At 71.9% G+C, this 17,201-nt stretch carries 14 protein-coding genes; 11 read left to right on the top strand and 3 right to left on the bottom strand.

Annotation, left to right across the window (positions count from 1 at the left end):
* Nucleotides 1-5: 5 nt before the first annotated feature.
* From ABEA10_RS08525 to ABEA10_RS08515, 3 genes are all read left to right on the top strand, one after another.
* On the top strand, nucleotides 6-560 hold the full coding sequence (locus ABEA10_RS08525; protein ID WP_345459756.1) for a DUF6328 family protein: 555 nt from the start codon (nucleotides 6-8) through the stop codon (nucleotides 558-560).
* A gap of 110 nt (nucleotides 561-670) precedes the next feature.
* Nucleotides 671-2,461 (top strand): thiamine pyrophosphate-requiring protein, encoded by a 1,791-nt coding sequence (locus ABEA10_RS08520; protein ID WP_345459753.1) that lies wholly within the window; start codon nucleotides 671-673, stop codon nucleotides 2,459-2,461.
* A gap of 18 nt (nucleotides 2,462-2,479) precedes the next feature.
* Nucleotides 2,480-3,436 carry an LLM class F420-dependent oxidoreductase gene (locus ABEA10_RS08515; RefSeq protein ID WP_345459750.1) on the top strand — a complete coding sequence of 319 codons (957 nt, stop codon included), beginning with the start codon at nucleotides 2,480-2,482 and terminating at the stop codon, nucleotides 3,434-3,436.
* A 76-nt stretch (nucleotides 3,437-3,512) separates the two neighbouring features.
* Here the strand turns inward: ABEA10_RS08515 and ABEA10_RS08510 are convergent, their stop codons facing one another.
* Nucleotides 3,513-3,785: a hypothetical protein gene (locus ABEA10_RS08510; protein WP_345459747.1), complete on the bottom strand. Its 273-nt coding sequence runs from the start codon at nucleotides 3,783-3,785 to the stop codon at nucleotides 3,513-3,515.
* A 329-nt stretch (nucleotides 3,786-4,114) separates the two neighbouring features.
* On the opposite strand from ABEA10_RS08510, the gene ABEA10_RS08505 reads away from it, so the two are divergent.
* Together ABEA10_RS08505 and ABEA10_RS08500 are read left to right on the top strand one after the other, a co-directional pair.
* Complete coding sequence (locus ABEA10_RS08505; protein WP_345459744.1) at nucleotides 4,115-5,551, top strand: MFS transporter; 1,437 nt, start codon at nucleotides 4,115-4,117, stop codon at nucleotides 5,549-5,551.
* 105 nt (nucleotides 5,552-5,656) lie between these two features.
* Entirely contained in the window at nucleotides 5,657-6,601 is a 945-nt protein-coding gene (locus ABEA10_RS08500) for an NADP-dependent oxidoreductase (RefSeq protein ID WP_345459741.1), read from the top strand.
* Here ABEA10_RS08500 and ABEA10_RS08495 read toward each other — a convergent pair.
* A complete protein-coding gene (locus tag ABEA10_RS08495; RefSeq protein WP_345459738.1) occupies nucleotides 6,585-7,988 on the bottom strand; it encodes a DHA2 family efflux MFS transporter permease subunit in 1,404 nt (467 codons plus the stop codon). The genes ABEA10_RS08500 and ABEA10_RS08495 overlap by 17 nt on opposite strands.
* Before the next feature lie 97 nt (nucleotides 7,989-8,085).
* Here ABEA10_RS08495 and ABEA10_RS08490 point away from each other — a divergent pair, with 97 nt between their 5' ends.
* Nucleotides 8,086-8,664: a TetR/AcrR family transcriptional regulator gene (locus ABEA10_RS08490; protein ID WP_345459735.1), complete on the top strand. Its 579-nt coding sequence runs from the start codon at nucleotides 8,086-8,088 to the stop codon at nucleotides 8,662-8,664.
* Here the strand turns inward: ABEA10_RS08490 and ABEA10_RS08485 are convergent.
* A complete protein-coding gene (locus tag ABEA10_RS08485; protein WP_345459732.1) occupies nucleotides 8,636-9,400 on the bottom strand; it encodes an SDR family oxidoreductase in 765 nt (254 codons plus the stop codon). The two genes, ABEA10_RS08490 and ABEA10_RS08485, sit on opposite strands and share 29 nt — an antisense overlap.
* A gap of 100 nt (nucleotides 9,401-9,500) precedes the next feature.
* Here ABEA10_RS08485 and ABEA10_RS08480 point away from each other — a divergent pair, with 100 nt between their 5' ends.
* From ABEA10_RS08480 to ABEA10_RS08460, 5 genes are all read left to right on the top strand, one after another.
* Nucleotides 9,501-10,349 carry a helix-turn-helix transcriptional regulator gene (locus tag ABEA10_RS08480; protein WP_345459729.1) on the top strand — a complete coding sequence of 283 codons (849 nt, stop codon included), beginning with the start codon at nucleotides 9,501-9,503 and terminating at the stop codon, nucleotides 10,347-10,349.
* A gap of 100 nt (nucleotides 10,350-10,449) precedes the next feature.
* Complete coding sequence (locus tag ABEA10_RS08475) at nucleotides 10,450-10,782, top strand: CU044_2847 family protein (protein ID WP_345459726.1); 333 nt, start codon at nucleotides 10,450-10,452, stop codon at nucleotides 10,780-10,782.
* The gene (locus tag ABEA10_RS08470) at nucleotides 10,782-12,467 is read left to right on the top strand and encodes a VMAP-C domain-containing protein (RefSeq protein ID WP_345459723.1); all 1,686 of its coding nucleotides are present in this window, start codon (nucleotides 10,782-10,784) and stop codon (nucleotides 12,465-12,467) included. The genes ABEA10_RS08475 and ABEA10_RS08470 overlap by 1 nt, the downstream gene beginning before the upstream one ends.
* 1 nt (nucleotide 12,468) lies before the next feature.
* Entirely contained in the window at nucleotides 12,469-13,470 is a 1,002-nt protein-coding gene (locus ABEA10_RS08465) for an AAA family ATPase (RefSeq protein WP_329253852.1), read from the top strand.
* Nucleotides 13,460-17,185 (top strand): SAV_2336 N-terminal domain-related protein, encoded by a 3,726-nt coding sequence (locus ABEA10_RS08460; RefSeq protein WP_345459718.1) that lies wholly within the window; start codon nucleotides 13,460-13,462, stop codon nucleotides 17,183-17,185. Before ABEA10_RS08465 ends, ABEA10_RS08460 begins: the two co-directional genes overlap by 11 nt.
* Nucleotides 17,186-17,201: the final 16 nt, after the last annotated feature.

Raw genomic sequence — 17,201 nt, 5'->3', positions numbered from 1 at the left:
CGCCGATGACCGATACCTCCCGAACGGCGCGCGCGGAGGAGGGCCGTGACGAGACCGGGATGGAGCGGCGCGGGCCCCGCGGTGACGCGGAGCGGGCGGAGCAGGACCGCGACGAGACCGGGATGGAGCGCTGGGACCGTAACTTCGTCGAGTTGCTGCAGGAGTTGCGGGTCGCCCAGACCGGCGTGCAGATCCTGTTCGCGTTCCTGTTGACGCTGCCGTTCACCAACCGCTTCGGCGACGTCGGCGACCGGGACAAGACCGTGTACGTGATCACGCTGGTCGCGGCGGCGACCGCGACGGCGCTGCTGATCGCGCCGGTCAGCGGGCACCGCCAGGTCTTCCGGCAGGGCCGCAAGCCCCAGCTCGTCCGTACCGCCTCGGCGCTCGCCCAGGCGGGGCTGGTGGCCCTGCTGATCGCCATGATCGGCGCGGTGTTCCTCGTCCTGGACGTCGTCGCGGGCCTCGGCTGGGCGGCCGGGCTCGGTGCCGTGATCGCGGCGCTGTTCGTCGTGCTGTGGTACCTGCTGCCGAAGCTCATTCGAGCCGAAGGTCCCTGATCTCTCCGTGTCCCGGCGGCTTTACCCGCCGAATACCGGTACGCGGGTTTCGGGCGCGCCGCCGGGGAAGGGGCGTGAGGGGAGGCCCACCGTGGAAAGGAGAGATCGCCATGGCTCCTACCGTTGCGGATTACCTGTTGCAACGCCTGCGCGAGTGGGGAGTCGAACGGGTGTTCGGCTATCCGGGGGACGGGATCAACGGGATCATCGCCGCGCTGGGCCGGGCCGATGACCAGCCTCGGTTCGTCCAGGCCCGGCACGAGGAGATGGCCGCCTTCGAGGCGACCGGTTACGCGAAGTTCAGCGGGAAGCCCGGGGTGTGCCTCGCGACGAGCGGTCCCGGGGCGATCCACCTGCTGAACGGCCTGTACGACGCCAAGCTCGACCACGTCCCGGTGGTGGCGATCGTGGGACAGACCGCCCGCAGCGCGATCGGCGGCAGCTACCAGCAGGAGGTCGACCTGCTGACGTTGTACAAGGACGTCGCCGGTGCGTACGTGCAGGAGGCGGCCGTCTCCGCGCAGCTGCCGAACCTGCTCGACCGCGCGATGCGGATCGCGATGGCCGAACACGCGCCCACGGCGATCATCATCCCCTCCGACCTGCAGGAGGAGGAGTACGAGCCGCCGGCCCACGCGTTCAAGAACGTCCCGTCGTCCACACCCGGCTACCAGCCTCCGGTGACGCGGGCGCCGGACGCGGAGATCGAGAAGGCCGCCGGGATCCTCAACGAGGGTTCGAAGGTGGCGATCCTCGTCGGCCAGGGCGCCCGGTCCGCCGCGGCGGAGGTCATGGAGGTCGCCGAGCTGACCGGCGCCGGGATCGCCAAGGCGCTGCTCGGCAAGGACGTGCTGCCCGACGACCTGCCCTACGTCACCGGAGCCATCGGCCTGCTCGGGACGCGCCCGTCGTATGAGCTGATGCGCGACTGCGACACGCTGCTCATCGTCGGGTCCAACTTCCCGTACAGCCAGTTCCTGCCGGAGTTCGGCGACGCCCGGGGGATCCAGATCGACATCGACGGCCGGATGATCGGAATGCGCTACCCGACCGAGGTCAACCTCGTCGGCGACGCGGCCGAGACGCTGCGTGCGCTCATCCCGCTGGTCAAGCGCAAGAAGAAGCGCTCCTGGCGCGAGACGATCGAGGAGAACGTCGCGCGGTCGTGGTCGGTGATCGAGCGGCAGGCCCACGTCGAGGCCGACCCGGTCAACCCGATGCTCCTGTTCTGGGAGCTGAACCCGCGCCTGCCCGCCGACACGATCGTGACCTCCGACTCCGGCTCGGCGGCGAACTGGTACGCCCGCGACCTGAAGTTCCGGGCCGGCATGCGCGGATCGCTCTCGGGCACGCTCGCCACGATGGGCTGCGGCGTGCCGTACGCCATCGGCGCGAAGTTCGCCCACCCGGACCGTCCGGTCATCGCCTTCGTCGGTGACGGCGCGATGCAGATGAACGGCATGAACGAGCTGATCACCATGAAGCGCTACATGTCCGAGTGGAGTGATCCGCGGCTGATCGTGGCGGTCCTGCACAACAACGACCTGAACCAGGTCACCTGGGAGCTGCGGGCGATGAGCGGCGCCCCGAAGTTCGTGGAGTCCCAGGCGCTGCCCGAGATGTCGTACGCCGGGTTCGCCCGGTCGCTCGGCCTGGAGGGCCTCGAGGTCGAGAAGCCGGACGCCATCGGCCCCGCGTGGGACCGGGCCCTGGCCGCGGATGTGCCGGTCGTCATCGACGTCCGCTGCGATCCCGACATCCCGCCGATCCCGCCGCACGCGGAGTTCGAGCAGATGAAGGACGCCGCCGAAGCGATCATCAAGGGCGACCCGGACTCGTACGGCGTCGTGCGGAAGGGCCTCAAGACCAAGGCCCAGGAGATGTTCGCCCGCAAGAGCTGACGCCGCTGAAAGGAACTCATGACCAGGTTCGGGTACTTCCTGTCGAGCGAGGAGCATCCGCCGCGCGACCTGATCCGCCAGGCACGACTCGCCGAGCAGGCCGGGTTCGAGGCGCTGTGGATCTCCGACCACTACCACCCGTGGCTGGACGAACAGGGCGAGTCGTCGTTCGTGTGGTCGGTCGTCGGGGCGCTGTCCGAGGCGGTGTCCCTGCCGGTCACCACGGCGGTGACCTGCCCGCTGATCCGCATCCATCCGGCGGTGATCGCCCAGGCCGCGGCCACGAGCGCGGAGCTCAACCCACACGGCTTCGTGCTGGGAGTGGGCTCGGGGGAGGCGCTGAACGAGCACATCGTGGACTCCCGCTGGCCTCCGGCGAGCGAGCGGCTGGAGATGCTGGAGGAGGCGATCGGCCTGATCCGGCGGCTCTTCACCGGAGAGCTGGTGACGCACCACGGGAAGCACTACCACGTGGACACCGCCCGGCTGTACTCGCTGCCGGAGCGGCCTCCGCCCATCTACATGTCGGGCTTCGGCGACCGGGCGGCCGAACTGGCCGGGCGGGTGGCGGACGGGTTCATGAGCGTGAAGCCGGACGCGAGCCTGGTCAAGACGTTCCGTGCGGCGGCCGGGGCGGACAAGCCGGCCCAGGGCGGCTTCAAGGTGTGCTGGGCCCCGGATGAGGCCCAGGCCCGCCGCACCGCGCACCGCCTGTGGCCGAACGACCAGCTGCCGGGGGAGGCCGCGCAGCTCCTGCCGCTGCCCCGCCATTTCGAGCAGCTGTCGTCGCTGGTGACCGAGGAGATGGTGGGCCGGAACGTGCCCTGCGGACCGGACCCGCAGCGACATATCGAAGCCCTGCGCGCCTTCGTCGACGCCGGATACGACGAGGTCTACGTCAACCAGATCGGCCCGGACCAGGAGGGGTTCTTCGCCTTCTACGCCGAGCAGGTGCTCCCGGAGGTGTCCGCCTGAGGTGACCCGCCGCGGCCCCGGGCGAGTGTCACGGGACCGCGGCGGAGCGCGCCCGGTGGCCGGTGCGGACGTGCGTCTACCGCGCGCCGCGCACGTCCCAGTCGTTCGGCCCGATGCGCGTGCCGCGCTCGCCGGTCTCGACCATCTCCAGCGCGGTCAGGCGGTCGATCGCGGCGCGTACGGTGTCCTCCTCCAGGCCCGTCGTGCCGGTGAGCCCGCCGATGTCGATGGGGCCACGGAGGGTGGCGATCGCCTCGTAGACGATCAGCTCGTCGCTGGTCAGGACCTGCGTCTCGTGCTTCGGTGCGGCCCGGGCGTCCTGGTGCTCGTGTGGTGTCCGGTCGCTCATGGGAGCGTCCTCTCGTCGTGCCGGTCGGCTCGATGAGACTCCGGGATGCCCGGTCGGCCGGGGTGTCAAACCTCCCGGTACGGGCGGTTCGGCCCGTACCCGGGCACCGGCTCTCCCGCGGCCCGCTCGTGTCACTGCGGCGGAGCGTGCCGATCTTCGCCGCCGCCTCCTCGACGGTCGTCCGGCCGGATCGACGAAGTGCTCCCGCGAGGCATGGCCGAGGACGATGGGGTAGAGATTGAGGGAAGGCCAAGTCAGGACATAAGCGGCATCGGGGTGCGTCGGATCGCCGAGCCCGGCCGCGGGATCCGGGGGAGGAGCGTCGGCGCTTGTCCGTTGACACCCGCGATGACGGCCATCCGGCTTCGGACGAGGTCGCCGGGCGGCGCTGGCAGGCGCTCGCGGTCTGTCTCGTCGCCGCGTTCATGACCCTGCTGGACGTCAGCATCGTCAACGTCGCGCTGCCGTCCATCCGTTCGGGCCTGCACGCCTCGTCGGACGGCCTGCAGTGGATCCTGAGCGGGTACGCGCTGGCGTTCGGGCTGGTGCTCGTCCCGGCCGGCCGGCTCGGCGACGCGCGCAGCCGTCGCGCCGTCTTCATGGTCGGGCTGACGCTGTTCACCCTCGCCAGCGCCGCCGCCGGGATCGCGCCGACGATCGCGTGGCTGGTCGTGGCGCGGCTGGTCCAGGGAGTCGCCGCCGGCATCGTCAATCCGCAGATCGCCGGGCTGATCCAGATTCTGTTCCGCGGGCACGAGCGAGGCCGCGCGTTCGGCGCGCTCGGCGCCACGATCGGCATCGCGACCGCGGCCGGACCGCTCCTCGGCGGGGCGCTGATCTCCCTCGCCGGCGCGGAGGAGGGCTGGCGCTGGGTGTTCTATGTCAACATCCCGGTCGGCGCCGTCGCCCTCCCGCTCGCCTGGCGCCTGCTGCCGCCGCCGGGCGAGGGCCGCCGCCGCGAGAGCCTGGACCCGGTCGGCGTGGTGCTCCTGGGCGCCGGAGTGGTCGGCCTGCTCCTGCCGTTCGTGCAGGAGCAGCAGTGGCACGGGAACGCCAAGTGGCTGCTCCTGCCCGCCGCCGCGCTGATCCTGCTCGGCTTCCTGCGGTGGGAGCGGCGGCACCGGCAGCCCCTGATGAACCTGTCCCTGTTCCGCCTCCGCTCGTACGCCCTGGGCTCGACGATCGCCCTGCTCTACTTCGCCGGGTTCACCTCGATCTTCTTCATCTTCACCCTCTACCTGCAGAACGGCCTGCACTACAGCGCCCTGCTCGCCGGCTTGTCGATCACCCCGTTCGCGCTGGGTTCGGCCACCGGGTCCACGATCGGCGGCCGGATGGTCGGCCGCCTCGGCCGGCCCCTGGTCGCGCTGGGGCTCGCCCTGGTCGCCGTGGCGCTGACCGCGACCTTCCTGTCCGTACGGGCGGTGCCCGGGTCGCACGCCGCACTGGCCACCGCCCTGCCGCTGCTGGTGGGCGGCTTCGGCAGCGGCCTGGTGATCTCCCCGAACCAGGCGATCACGCTCTCGGAGGTGCCGCCGGAGGGTGGGGGAAGCGCCGCCGGCGTCCTGCAGACGGGCCAGCGCGTCGGCACGGCGATCGGCATCGCCGGGGTCGGCGCGGTCTTCTTCGCGGCCGTCGGCGCCTCTCACGGAGACTGGGCCACGGCCTTCCGCCGGGGGCTGCTGGTGGTGACGGCGTTCGTGGTGATCGCGCTGTTCGCGGCCGTCGCGGACCTGATCGCCGGACGCCGCGCCGAACCCCGGTAGCCCGCGCGGGACCGGACCACGCCGAACGCCGCGGATATCGGCAGCGGTCACCGTCGGACGCCGCCCCCTTACGCTTCGGCGGGCGATCGGGTTGGATGGCGGACCATGAAGGCAGTAGGTGTCCGGCGGTTCGGCGGACCGGAGGCGCTGGAGGTCGTCGAGCTCGATGACCCCCACCCGGGGCCGGGCGAGATCCGCATCCGTGTACACGCGACGGCCGTGAACCCGACCGACACTCTCTTCCGCTCCGGCGTGACGAGTGCGGAGGCGCTGCGCGACCGGCCACCGCCGTACGTGCCCGGTATGGACGTGGCCGGCGTCGTCGACGAGGTCGGCGAGGGCGTGCGGCAGTCCGTCGGCGACGACGTCATGGCGATCACGCTGCCCCGCAGCAGGCTGGGCGGCGGCTACGCCGAGCACGTCGTCGTGCCGACCGACTCGGCCACGGCGATGCCGGTCGGCACGACGTACGCCGAGGCGTGCACCCTGCCGATGAACGGCATGACCGCGCAGCTCACCCTCGACCGTCTCGCGCTGGCGCCCGGCCGTACGCTCGCGGTCACCGGGGCCGCCGGGGCGTACGGCGGGTACGTCGTGCAACTCGCCAAGGCGCGCGGGCTGCGGGTCGTCGCCGACGCGTCGCCGGAGGACGAGCCCCTGGTCCGCCGGCTCGGCGCCGACGTGATCGTGGCGCGCGGCGACGGGGTCGCCCTGCGCATCCGGCAGGCGTTGCCGGACGGCGTGGACGCGGTCGCCGACGGCGCGGTCATCGGCGCGCCCCTGCTCGGGGCGGTACGGGACGGCGGCGCGCTCGCCGCGGTACGGAGCTTCGGCGCCGAGACCGAGCGCGGCATCGTCGTCCACGCGATCTGGGTCAGCGAGTACGCCCGCGAGTGGGAGAAACTGGACGAGCTGCGCCGCCTCGCCGAGACCGGCGCCGTCACGCTGCGGGTCGCCCAGACGTATCCGCCGGAGCGGGCGGCCGACGCCCACCGCCGCCTGGAGGCGGGCGGTGTCCGTGGCCGGCTGGTGATCATGTTCGGGCCGTGACCCCGGCGGCGCGTTCGCGCCGTACGCCGGGCAGCAGGAGCGCGGGCACCAGGGCGAGCGCGCCGAAGCCGATCGCCCACCAGAAGGTGTGCGCGTACGCCGTGCCCCGCGGGTGCCCGGTGAGCTGCCACTGCAGGATCACCGCGAGCATCGCGGCGCCGAACGACCCGCCGACCTGTTGCAGGATCCGCGTCGCGCTGCCGGCGTGCGGGATGTCGGCGGAATCCAGCCCCTGGTACGCCGCGGCCATGACGGCGATGTTCGCGCCGCTCATCCCGGCGCCGCGTACGACGAGGGAGCCGGCGAGCAGCCACTCCGGCCCGCCCCGGGCGAAGGCCAGCGTGCCGAGCGCGGTCAGTACGGTGCCGAGGAGGACGAACGGCCGCGGGCCCGCGCGGTCGACGAGCGTGCCGAGCGGGCCGCGCGTGAGCAGGCTGCCCAGGCCCTGCGGCGCGAGCAGCAGCCCGGCGGCGATGACGCCCTGGCCGCGGACCTGCTGGTAGTACAGCGGCAGCAGCAGCATGGCCCCGAACAGCGACAGGCCCGACAGGAACAGCAGGGCCGACGACGCGGCGAACGACCGTACGCGGAACAGCCGGAGGTCCACGGCCGGTTCGCCGTCCGTGCGCAGGGCGTGGACGACGAAGGCCGTGAGCAGCACCACTCCCGCCGCCAGCGGGACCAGGACCGCCGTGTGCCCGAAGCCCCCGCGCGCGCCCACCTGCGACAGTCCGTAGATGATCGCGGCCAGCGCGGGCGACAGCAGGACCAGGCCGAGCAGGTCGAGGCGCTGTCCGCCGCGCGGCGCATCGGCGGGCAGGCCGCGCCAGGCCAGGACCAGCGCGACGGCGCAGATCGGCACGTTGACGTAGAAGATCCACCGCCAGCTCGCGTCGCCCACGATCAGCCCGCCGATCACCGGGCCGAGGATCGGGCCGACCAGCGCCGGGATACTGATCGTGGCCATGAGCCGGCCCAGCGACCGCCCGCCCGCGGCGCGCAGCAGCAGCGTCTGCAGGATCGGCAGCATCAGCCCGCCGCCCACCCCCTGCAGCGCCCGGAAGGCGATCAGGCTGCCCGCGTTCCAGGCCACGCCGCACAGCACCGAGCCGGCCAGGAACAGCGCCAGCGCCGTCAGCCACATCCGCTTGGCGCCGAACCGCCCGGTCAGCCAGCCGGTCGCCGGGATCGCCATCGCGAGTGCCAGCAGGTACGCGGTGACCACCCACTGGATCGCCGCCAGCGACGTGTGCAGGTCGCGGCCCAGCGTGCCGATGGCGACATTGACGATCGTGCTGTCCAGCAGTGGCGCCAGCGCACCGACGACCAGGATCATCGCGAGCTTGAGCAGCGCCGGATCGAGCCGCTCCGCCCGTGCCGTGTCCACCACGCTTCACCTCCAGACAAGAGACGGACCGTCTCTAATGAGCGGGAATGTAAAGTGGCGGCGTTAGGAGACGCAAGGTCTCTTATGGGAGGACGCGGTGAACGAACGGGCCGTACGCCGGCGCGGCCCCGAGCTGGAGGCGGCGATCCTGGACGCCACCTGGGAGGAGCTCGGCGCGGCCGGTTACATGAACCTCACGATGGAGGCCGTCGCCGACCGCGCCCGTACCGGCAAGCAGGTGCTGTACCGCCGCTGGCACAACCGGGCCGAGCTGGTGCTGGCCGCGGTGCGGTCGCGCGTCGTGTCGATCAGCGACGACGTCCCCGACACCGGCGAGCTGCGCGGCGACGTCCTCGCCGTGCTCGGGCGGATGGCACGCCGCTACCACGACATCGGGCCGGACGTCCTGCACGGCCTGATGGCCGAGGTGCGCGATATCGGCCCCGAGTTCTTCTCGGCCATGGCCGACGTAATGGAGACCATCCTCCAGCGCGCCGCCGGTCGCGGCGAGATCCCGTCCGGGGCGGCCGGCCGGCGGATCACCACCCTGCCGGTCGACCTCCTCCGGCACGAGATGCTGCTGACGTCCGGCCCGGTGCCGGAGTCCACGCTCGTGGAGATCGTGGACGACGTCTTCCTCCCGCTGGTCACCTGCCGTGCGGGTCGGCCGCGTTGAGCATCTGGACGACCTGGTCGTAGTCGCCGCGCGCCTCGCCGTACCGCAGGAACTTCACCTGCTCGACCTGGATCTCCTTCGCGTCGGGCTGCGCCTCGATCAGGGCGACGACCTCCGCGACGAACTCATCCAGCGGCATCGCGAACTCACTCTCCTCCTGCCCCGGCAACAGCGCGGTGCGGACCGAGGGCGGCACGAGCTCCACGACCTTCACGGTCGTGTCGGCGAGCTGGAGCCGGATCGACTCGCTGAGCATGTGGATCGCGGCCTTCGAGGCGTTGTAGCTCGGGGTGACCTTGAGCGGCGTGAACGCCAGGCCCGAGGAGACCGTGACGATCGTGGCGTCCGGCCGGCTCCGCAGGTGCTCGACGAACGCGGCGATGAGCCGGATCGGGCCGAGCACGTTGGTGGTGACGACGGACTCGGCGGAGGCGAGGAAGGACTCGGGCCGGTGCCAGTCCTCGATCTTCATGATGCCGGCCATCGTGACGAGGACGTTGAGGTCGGGGTGCCTCGCCAGCACCTCCTTCGCGGCGGACTTAATGCTCGCGGCGTCCGTCGTGTCGATCTGGACGGTGTCGATGCCGGGGTGCTCGGCGGCGATCCGCTCGAGCAGCTCGGTGCGACGGCCGCCGACGATGACGGTGTTGCCCCTGGCCTGCAGTTCGAGGGCGAGGGCCAGGCCGATGCCGCTGGTGGAACCGGGGATGAAGATGGTGTTTCCGGAGATGTTCATGCCCTGAGCCTCGCCCGTCGGCCGCCTCGGCGGCAGAGACCGGTCATCGGGGGATCGGCGATCCCTGGTTGGACTCCGGAAACGCCCGATAATGGATGTCATGGATCGGGCAGCACTGGCGGACTTCCTGCGCCGCCGCCGCGAAGCGTTGCAGCCGGAGGACGTCGGACTCCCCCCGGGCGCGCGCCGCCGGGCGCCGGGCCTGCGGCGCGAGGAGGTCGCGGCCCTCGCCGTGATGTCGACCGACTACTACACGCGGCTCGAACAGCGACGCGGTCCGCAGCCGAGCGAGCAGATGCTCGCGTCGCTCGCCCGGGCGCTGCGGCTGACCGGCGACGAACGCGACTACCTGTTCCGGATCGCGGGGCACAGCGCACCGACGCCGGTGTCGGCGGCGACGCATGTCGCCCCCGCCTTGATGCGGGTGCTGGACCGCCTCAACGACACCCCGGCGCTCATCCTGTCCAACCTGGGCGAGACGCTCGTGCAGAACCGCATGGCCGACGCCCTGTTCGGCGACAAGTCGGGCTACACGGGTCTGGCCCGCAGCGAGATCTACCGCTGGTTCACCGACCCGGCCGAGCGGCTGCGCTACCCCGAGGACGACCGCGACCGGCAGAGCCGTGCCCTGGTCGCGAACCTGCGCGCCGCCTACGGCCCGATGGGCTCGCGGTCCCGGGCCGGCGAGCTCGTACGCGCGCTGCGCAAGGCGAGCCCGGAGTTCGCCGAGCTGTGGGACCGGCACGAGGTGGCCAGGCGCTTCGAGGACCACAAGACGCTCATCCATCCCGAACTCGGCCCGATCGAACTCGACTGCCAGGTGCTGTTCACCGAGGACCAGTCCCAGGCGCTGCTGGTGCTGACCGCGCCCCCGCGCACGGAGGGCTACGAGAAACTGCGCCTGCTCTCGGTGCTGGGAGAGGAACAGTTCGCCGCGCCACGGCCCTGACGTTCGTCGCGTGGAGGCCGGGCGCCGGCTGTTACGTTTCCCCTGATCCTTACGATTTACGATTTGGCGATCACCGCGTGCGACGGGGATGGGGAACCACGTGACGGAGCTGCTGCGCTGGGAGACCGACCAGGGGCCGGTCGTCGTCGAGGTCGACGAGGAAGACGCCGGGTACGCCTCGATCTCCGCGAAACCCGGTGAGGTCGTCAAGGACGTCAAGGGGAGTTTCGAGGACGCGTTGGAAAGAGTGCGCGGCGCGGCCGAGTCCGCGCTCGCGACGTTCCGCGACGAGGTCCTGGATCCCGACGAGGTCTCCATCGAGTTCGGGATCAAGCTCAACGCCGAGGCCGGGGCCGTCATCGCCAAGACCTCGGTGGAGGGCCATCTCGTCGTCGGCCTCCGCTGGACGCGCGGTGGCCCGAAACACGGCTGATGGGCGGATGGCAGTGGCGGGCCCGCATCGAGAGTGATGCCGGGCAGGTGCTCGGCGCGGGCTTCCTGGTCGACTCGACCCACGTGGTGACGTGCGCGCACGTCGTCATCGGGCGGGAGCAGGCCCGCGTGAGCTTTCCCGGTGGCGGTGGCACCGCGCTGCCGGCCGCCGTCCGGATGTGCACCGGCTGGGCGAAGGCCGGCGACGACGGTGACATCGCGGTCCTCACGCTGGACGAGCCCGTCGCCATCGCCCCGGCCGTGTTAGCCACACCGGACGCGTTGAAGGGGCGTCACCTGACCGACCTGGGGGCCTACGGCTTTCCGCGAAGCAAGGAGGACTCCGGATCGGTCGTGACGCTCAGCACGCGCTGGGACATGGACCTGAGGAACGAATGGTGGCAGCTCGATGTGCCCCAGGCGCACCTGGAAGCGCTCAAGCACGGGTTCAGCGGCGCGGCGGTGTACTTCGCCGACAGCGGCGAGATCGTCGGCATGGTCACCGACATGGACAAGGGACTGGACGGCCGCAGCGGCCGGATGCTCCCGCTGCGCGGTATCCGCTCGTACTGGGAGGACGTCGACGACCTGCTCGAGCTGGGGTGGCTGACCGCGGAGGCGCGGCGCCACCTCCGTGAGATCGTCCGTGACGCCGCGCCGACGGTGCCCGTCGACGACGTCTGCCGTGCCGCGCTGCCGGAGTTCCTGCTCGAACGGCGCCTGAGGTCGGTGTGGGACGCGATCAGGTACGTCGCCGAGGAACACTGCGAGGAAGACGCGCTGAAACGCCTTCTCCTGGGCCTGCTGGGCCACCTGGACAAGGGCCGCCAGGGGCGGCTGACGGCCTGGATGCAGCGCTGGATGCCGGTCGCGAGTCCCTCGCGACCGGCCGCGCCGACGTCGATCATCGTGCGGCTGGACCGCAAGATGCGCACCGAGACGTACGAGCTCACCGTGCACTCGCTGGTCGACGGGGCGACCGGGCCGTCGAGCGGCCCGGTCGAGGTAGGCGCCGACGAGATCCGCGAACAGGTCGAACGCGCGCTGCCCCGCGTGCGCGACGCCGTGTTCGGCCGCGACTGGATCATCGAGTTCGCGCTGCCGGTGACGTTGTTCAACGAGCCCTTCGAGACCTGGTACCTGGAGAGGGACGAAGAGAACGGCATCCGGATTCGGATGGGTTCCTACCCCGTGGTGGTCCGCGACGTCCTGCGCATGAACCCCAGCTCCACCCGGTGGGACCTGACGACGCGACGGTGGCGGCGGTTGCGCGAACGCGGCACGACGCTGCCGTACAAGGTCGACTGCCGGCATCCGACGGCCGAGGAGGAGTTCCAGGACCGGCTCGACGCCGATGAGGAGTGCTGCGTCCTGACCTACGCCGCCGCGCCCTCCACCGACATGCTCAACGCGGCGCTCAACTCCGGCATCCCGATCATGCTGTGGCCGCGCCGGACCTGCCCGGACCGGCCCCACGACGACTGCGCCGCCGGCCGGACCCTGGAGGCGCTGACCACGGCCATCGCGAAGACCTCTCCCGATGACATACCGGGAACGGTGATGAAGCTGCGGAAGCAGGCGAAGACCCACAAGGCGGGGGAGCACCACCACGGCCGGGAACTGGCCCTGCTCTGGGACGACCCGGCGCGACTGCCGGACCCGCCTCTCTCGATGGGAATGATCTGACATGCCGGATTGGAAGATCTTCACGGGCGGCCGGGTCCCGCACGACCGGATCAGGGACCTTCCGGACCCGCCGCCGTGGCGTGACTTCCAGGGCGGGCCGCCGGTGGCCCCGCCCGCCCGGCCGCCGGCGAACCTGCACCAGGCGACGACGTACCGGCCGACCGGCGAGGCGATCGACCAGGTCAACGCCGCACTGTACCTGCGCCGGCCACTGCTGGTGACCGGCCCGCCCGGCACCGGGAAGTCCACACTCGCCGACGCCGTCGCGTACGAGCTCGGCCTCGGGCCGGTCCTCAGCTGGCCGATCACCAGCCGGGTGACGCTGCGCGACGGCCTCTACCAGTACGACCCGCTGACCCGGCTGTACGCGGCGGGCCGCCGGCGGAGACCGGAGGAGATCGAGGACGACATCGGCCGCTACATCCGCCTGGGTCCGCTGGGCACCGCGCTGCTGCCGTACGAGCGTCCCCGCGTGCTCCTCATCGACGAGATCGACAAGAGCGACATCGACCTGCCGAACGACCTGCTCACCATCTTCGAGAAGGGCGAGTACGAGATCCTCGAACTGGCGCGGCGGGCCGACCCCACGGCCGAGGTGATGACGGCCGACGGCACCGCGCGGGTGACGATCACCAAGGGCACGGTGCGCTGCCGGGCCTTCCCGCTCGTCATCATGACCAGCAACGGGGAGCGCGAGTTCCCGCCGGCCTTCCTGCGCCGGTGCGTCACCGTCCAGCTGAAGCCTCCGCCGGACGAGTCGGAGCTGACCGCGATCGTGAACGGTCATCTCAGCGACTTGACGAAGGACCAGGCCGCACTGGTCGACCAGCTCGTACAGCAGTTCTTCGCCCGCAAGAGTCAGGGCGAGCTGGCCACCGACCAGCTTCTCAACGCCGTCTACCTGTGCCACCACGCCGCCCGCGCCGGGAGCGTCGACCTCGCCGACCTGGCCGCCAAGGTCATGCCGTACCTCACCAGCCCGACCGGCCGCGATGACGATTGAGCGCCTCCACGCGGTGCTGAGCGCCGTGGCGGCCTCCGGCCCGGGCCCGCCGCCATCGCGGGAACCACCGGTCACGGCCCAGGAGCTCGCCGAGATCCTGTGGCTGGCCGTCCGCATGGGCGAGCCACAGGTCACGACACCGGTCTCGGAACCGTCTCCGCCGCGGGCCCGCGACGCCGCCCCGGACCCGTCTCTCCGGGAACCGGCTCCGCACGAGGCCGGCCCTCCCGCGGCACCGGCGCCGCAGCCGCCGCCCGTACGCCACGAGTTGCACGGACCGTCGGCCGATGCAGGGGAGGGCTCGGGCGCGGCCGGCGTGCTGGTGCCGACCGCGCCCATGCTCGACCATCCGCTGGAGCTCCAGCGCGCGCTGCGGCCGCTCAAGCGCCGGGTGCCGTCGAAGCACGCCGAGGTGCTCGACGAGGAGGCCACGGCGGCGCGCATCGCCGACCGCCGACGCTGGATGCCGGTGATGACGCCGGCGCCCGAACGCTGGCTGAGCCTCGTCCTCGTGGTCGACACCGGACCGACGATGACGCTGTGGCGGCCGCTTGCGCGGGAGCTGCGCGAGATGCTGATCCGGCTGGGCGCCTTCCGCGACCTGCGCGTCTGCTGGCTGAAGGGCGCCGGTGTCTCCTCTTCTCCGGGCGCGCCGCCGCGGGACGCCGCGACGCTGACCGACCCCTCCGGCCGGCAGGTCGTCCTCGTGCTCAGCGACTGCTCCGGCCCGCACTGGTGGGACGGCCGCGCCGGGCGCGCCCTGCGCCTGTGGGCCACCGCCGGGCCGGTCGCGATCGTGCAGCCCCTCACCGAGCGCCTCTGGCGCCGCACCGCCGCCCCCACCACGCCCGGTCAGGCCGCCGCCGCGCGGCCCTGCGCGCCGGGCACCGCACTGCGGTTCACCCCGTACGACGGCGATCCCGGCGTCCGGCCCGGCGCCGTGCCCGTTCCCGTGCTGGAGTGCACGGCGCCGTGGCTGGCCGACTGGGCCCACCTCGTCTCCGGCGACGGCCGCGCCCGCCCGGCGGCCGTGGCGTACGTCGGCGGGCGGCCGGGGCGCGGCACCGAGCCCGTACGGCGCGAGCACGCCCTGCCGATGCGGGACCGGGTCCGGCGGTTCCAGGCGAGCGCCTCGCCGGAGGCCGTACGGCTGGCCGCGCACGTCGCGGTCTCGTTCCCGGCGCTGCCGGTGATGCGGTTGATCCAGCATCGGATCCTCGGCGGCTCCCAGCCGGGACACCTGGCCGAGGTGCTGCTCAGCGGCCTCCTCAGGCCGGCCGGCGGGGAGTCGTACGCGTTCGTGTCCGGGGCGCGCGAAGCCCTGCTCGCCACCCTGCCGCGGTCGGCGGCGTGGCACACCGCGGACGTGCTCGAACGGATCTCAGAAGAGATCGAACGCCGGGCCGGGCGCACCGCCGAGACGTTCCGTGCCGCACTCCGCACCGCGGACGGCACGGGCGACCACGCTGCGGCGGACGGCCCGTTCGCGCTGGTCAGCAGGGACGCGCTCCGGTTGCTCGGGCCGACCGCCACGGCCACGGGTCCGGCCTCCGCGACGGTTGCCGCCCATGAGGCGGAGGTCACCGCCGAGGCGCCCGCGGTGACCGGCGATCGGCTCCCGCTGCCCGACCCGGAGCGGTCGAACGCCGTCCTCGTGATCCTCGACCGGTATCGCCCCGGACTGCCCGATCCCGACGACGACGCCCGCGCGCTTCGGGACGTCCTCATCGCTCCGGACCTGGTGGGCCTGAGCCCGGACCGGTGCCCGGTCCGGAAGGGTCTTCTGGCCCAGCGCGTCCACGCCGTCATCGCCGGTGCCGCGTCGGCGGCCGCGGACACCCTCATCGTGTACGTGAACGGGCATATCCTCAACCTTCCCGACGTCGGCATCGTGCTCATCGAGCCGGGCAGCACCAGGTTCGCCGTGCAGAACGGCGTCCGCCTGGAGGACATCCGCCGCCAGGTGCGCGGCAGCGCCGCCCGCAACAACCTGCTGATCGTCGACGCCGTGCACGAATCCGGTACCGCGCCGACCCTGAGCAGCACGCTCTCCTGGGGCGCCGACGCTCCCGAGACGAACACGTACGAGATCATCGGCGTGCGGGCGCCGGGCGAGGTGTCGGTGGCGCGGTTGCTCGCCGACGCCATCCGGGCGGGCAAGCCCGGCGGCCGGCCGGCCCTCACCGTCGGCGAGGTTTTCGGGCGTGTCCCGGAGAACGTCACCACGATCTCCTTGGAACGCGGCGGCCCGTTCTGCCTGACCCGGAACGCCGCCGTCGCGACCGTGGCCCCGGAGGCTCCGCGTACGACGCCCGAGCCCGAGGACGCGGCACCGCGGCTGACCCGGCGCCAGGCCCGCCGCCACCGCCGGTTCGACGAGGAGTACCGCGAGTACGTTCTCGGGTCCGCGACCTACGTCGACCAGCGGGGACTCGCGACGATCGGGTCGCGCTCGCCCCGTGTTCAGGACGTCTTCGTGGACACGCTCCCCACCAAGGGCCCTGCCGACCCGACCGCGACGCCACGGCTGTCGTTCGCGGACTGTGTTCGTTCCGGCCGGCCCGCCGCCCTGACGATCGTCGGCAGCGCGGGCAGCGGGAAGACGACGCTGTTGAAGTACGCCGTCCTGGAGGTCTGCCGGGCGAACACCACGCGGCGGATCCCGGTCTTCCTGTACCTGCGGGACCACGTCGCGGAGATCGTCAGCGACAACGGGCTGCCGACGCTGCTGCGCAACGCGGTGGGCAGACTGGCCGACCGCATGCCGGAGGGCTGGCTGGAGCGGCACTTGGGGGAGGGCCAGTGCGTGGTACTGCTCGACGGTCTGGACGAAGTGACGGACGGCCGAGAGCGCGATGCGGTGAGGACCTGGATCGAGCGCCAGATCGCGTGGTATCAGGGAAACCAGTACATCATCACCTCGCGACCGGGCAATTTCAGTGCGCCTATCGCCGGCTCGGACATGTGGCTGCTGGAGCCCTTCAACGGCGTGCAGATCGCCGAGTTCGTGCACAAGTGGTACCGCGCGGGCGCTGACGGGGAGCCGGACATCTCCATGGCCGGCGAGGCGAGCGAGGACCTGCTCCGGCGGTTGCGAACGAACCCCCCGTTGTTGCGACTGGCCACCGACCCGCTGCATCTCATGATGATCATCAACGTCCATCGGTATCGAGGGGCGCTGCCCGGTAGTTCGTTCGCCCTGTACCGCGAGATCGTCGACGTGGCTCTGCGGCGTGAGGAGGCCAAGGGGATCCCGTCACGGGTGCCTCCCGCGCGGATGAAGGACGCCCTGGGCGATCTGGCGTTCACGATGATGACGAGACGGGTACGCGACCTCGCGGCCAATGAGATCGTCGCCGAGCTACCCGCCGAGGACCAGGCGGTGTTTCTCGAGCAGGCCACGTCCCGGGCGGGCCTGCTGTGCGAAGTCCGGCCCCGCTTCTACGGGTTCGCCGCCCTCTCCGTCCAGGAGTACCTGGCGGCGATGCACCTCCGGAACACAGATCGCGGCGAGATGCTGATCGACGTGGTGTCCGATCCGTGGTGGCGGGAGACGATCCTGTGCTACGCGGCGGAGGGTCGCGGCGACGCCCTTGTCCAGGCATGTCTGAATGACGGCGGAGACTACGCCCTCGCCCTCGCCCGCGACATCGTCGACGCGGCCGTCGAGGTGGCTCCGGAGCTGCGGGAACGCCTGTACGGGCCGGATCGGTGAGCGCGGTGGAGTCGCC

The organism is Actinoallomurus oryzae (assembly GCF_039541955.1).
GTDB lineage: Bacteria > Actinomycetota > Actinomycetes > Streptosporangiales > Streptosporangiaceae > Actinoallomurus > Actinoallomurus oryzae.
The sequence above is the reverse complement of the archived record's forward strand: the minus strand, read 5'-3'. Positions and strand labels throughout refer to the sequence as shown.

What these genes read in the sequence shown, in the direction of transcription:
- ABEA10_RS08525 (WP_345459756.1), top strand. Translation starts at nt 6, where the DNA reads ATGACCGATACCTCCCGAACGGCGCGCGCGGAGGAGGGCCGTGACGAG.
- ABEA10_RS08520 (WP_345459753.1), top strand. Translation starts at nt 671, where the DNA reads ATGGCTCCTACCGTTGCGGATTACCTGTTGCAACGCCTGCGCGAGTGG.
- ABEA10_RS08515 (WP_345459750.1), top strand. Translation starts at nt 2,480, where the DNA reads ATGACCAGGTTCGGGTACTTCCTGTCGAGCGAGGAGCATCCGCCGCGC.
- ABEA10_RS08510 (WP_345459747.1), bottom strand. Translation starts at nt 3,785, where the DNA reads ATGAGCGACCGGACACCACACGAGCACCAGGACGCCCGGGCCGCACCG.
- ABEA10_RS08500 (WP_345459741.1), top strand. Translation starts at nt 5,657, where the DNA reads ATGAAGGCAGTAGGTGTCCGGCGGTTCGGCGGACCGGAGGCGCTGGAG.
- ABEA10_RS08485 (WP_345459732.1), bottom strand. Translation starts at nt 9,400, where the DNA reads ATGAACATCTCCGGAAACACCATCTTCATCCCCGGTTCCACCAGCGGC.
- ABEA10_RS08480 (WP_345459729.1), top strand. Translation starts at nt 9,501, where the DNA reads ATGGATCGGGCAGCACTGGCGGACTTCCTGCGCCGCCGCCGCGAAGCG.
- ABEA10_RS08470 (WP_345459723.1), top strand. Translation starts at nt 10,782, where the DNA reads ATGGGCGGATGGCAGTGGCGGGCCCGCATCGAGAGTGATGCCGGGCAG.
- ABEA10_RS08465 (WP_329253852.1), top strand. Translation starts at nt 12,469, where the DNA reads ATGCCGGATTGGAAGATCTTCACGGGCGGCCGGGTCCCGCACGACCGG.
- ABEA10_RS08460 (WP_345459718.1), top strand. Translation starts at nt 13,460, where the DNA reads ATGACGATTGAGCGCCTCCACGCGGTGCTGAGCGCCGTGGCGGCCTCC.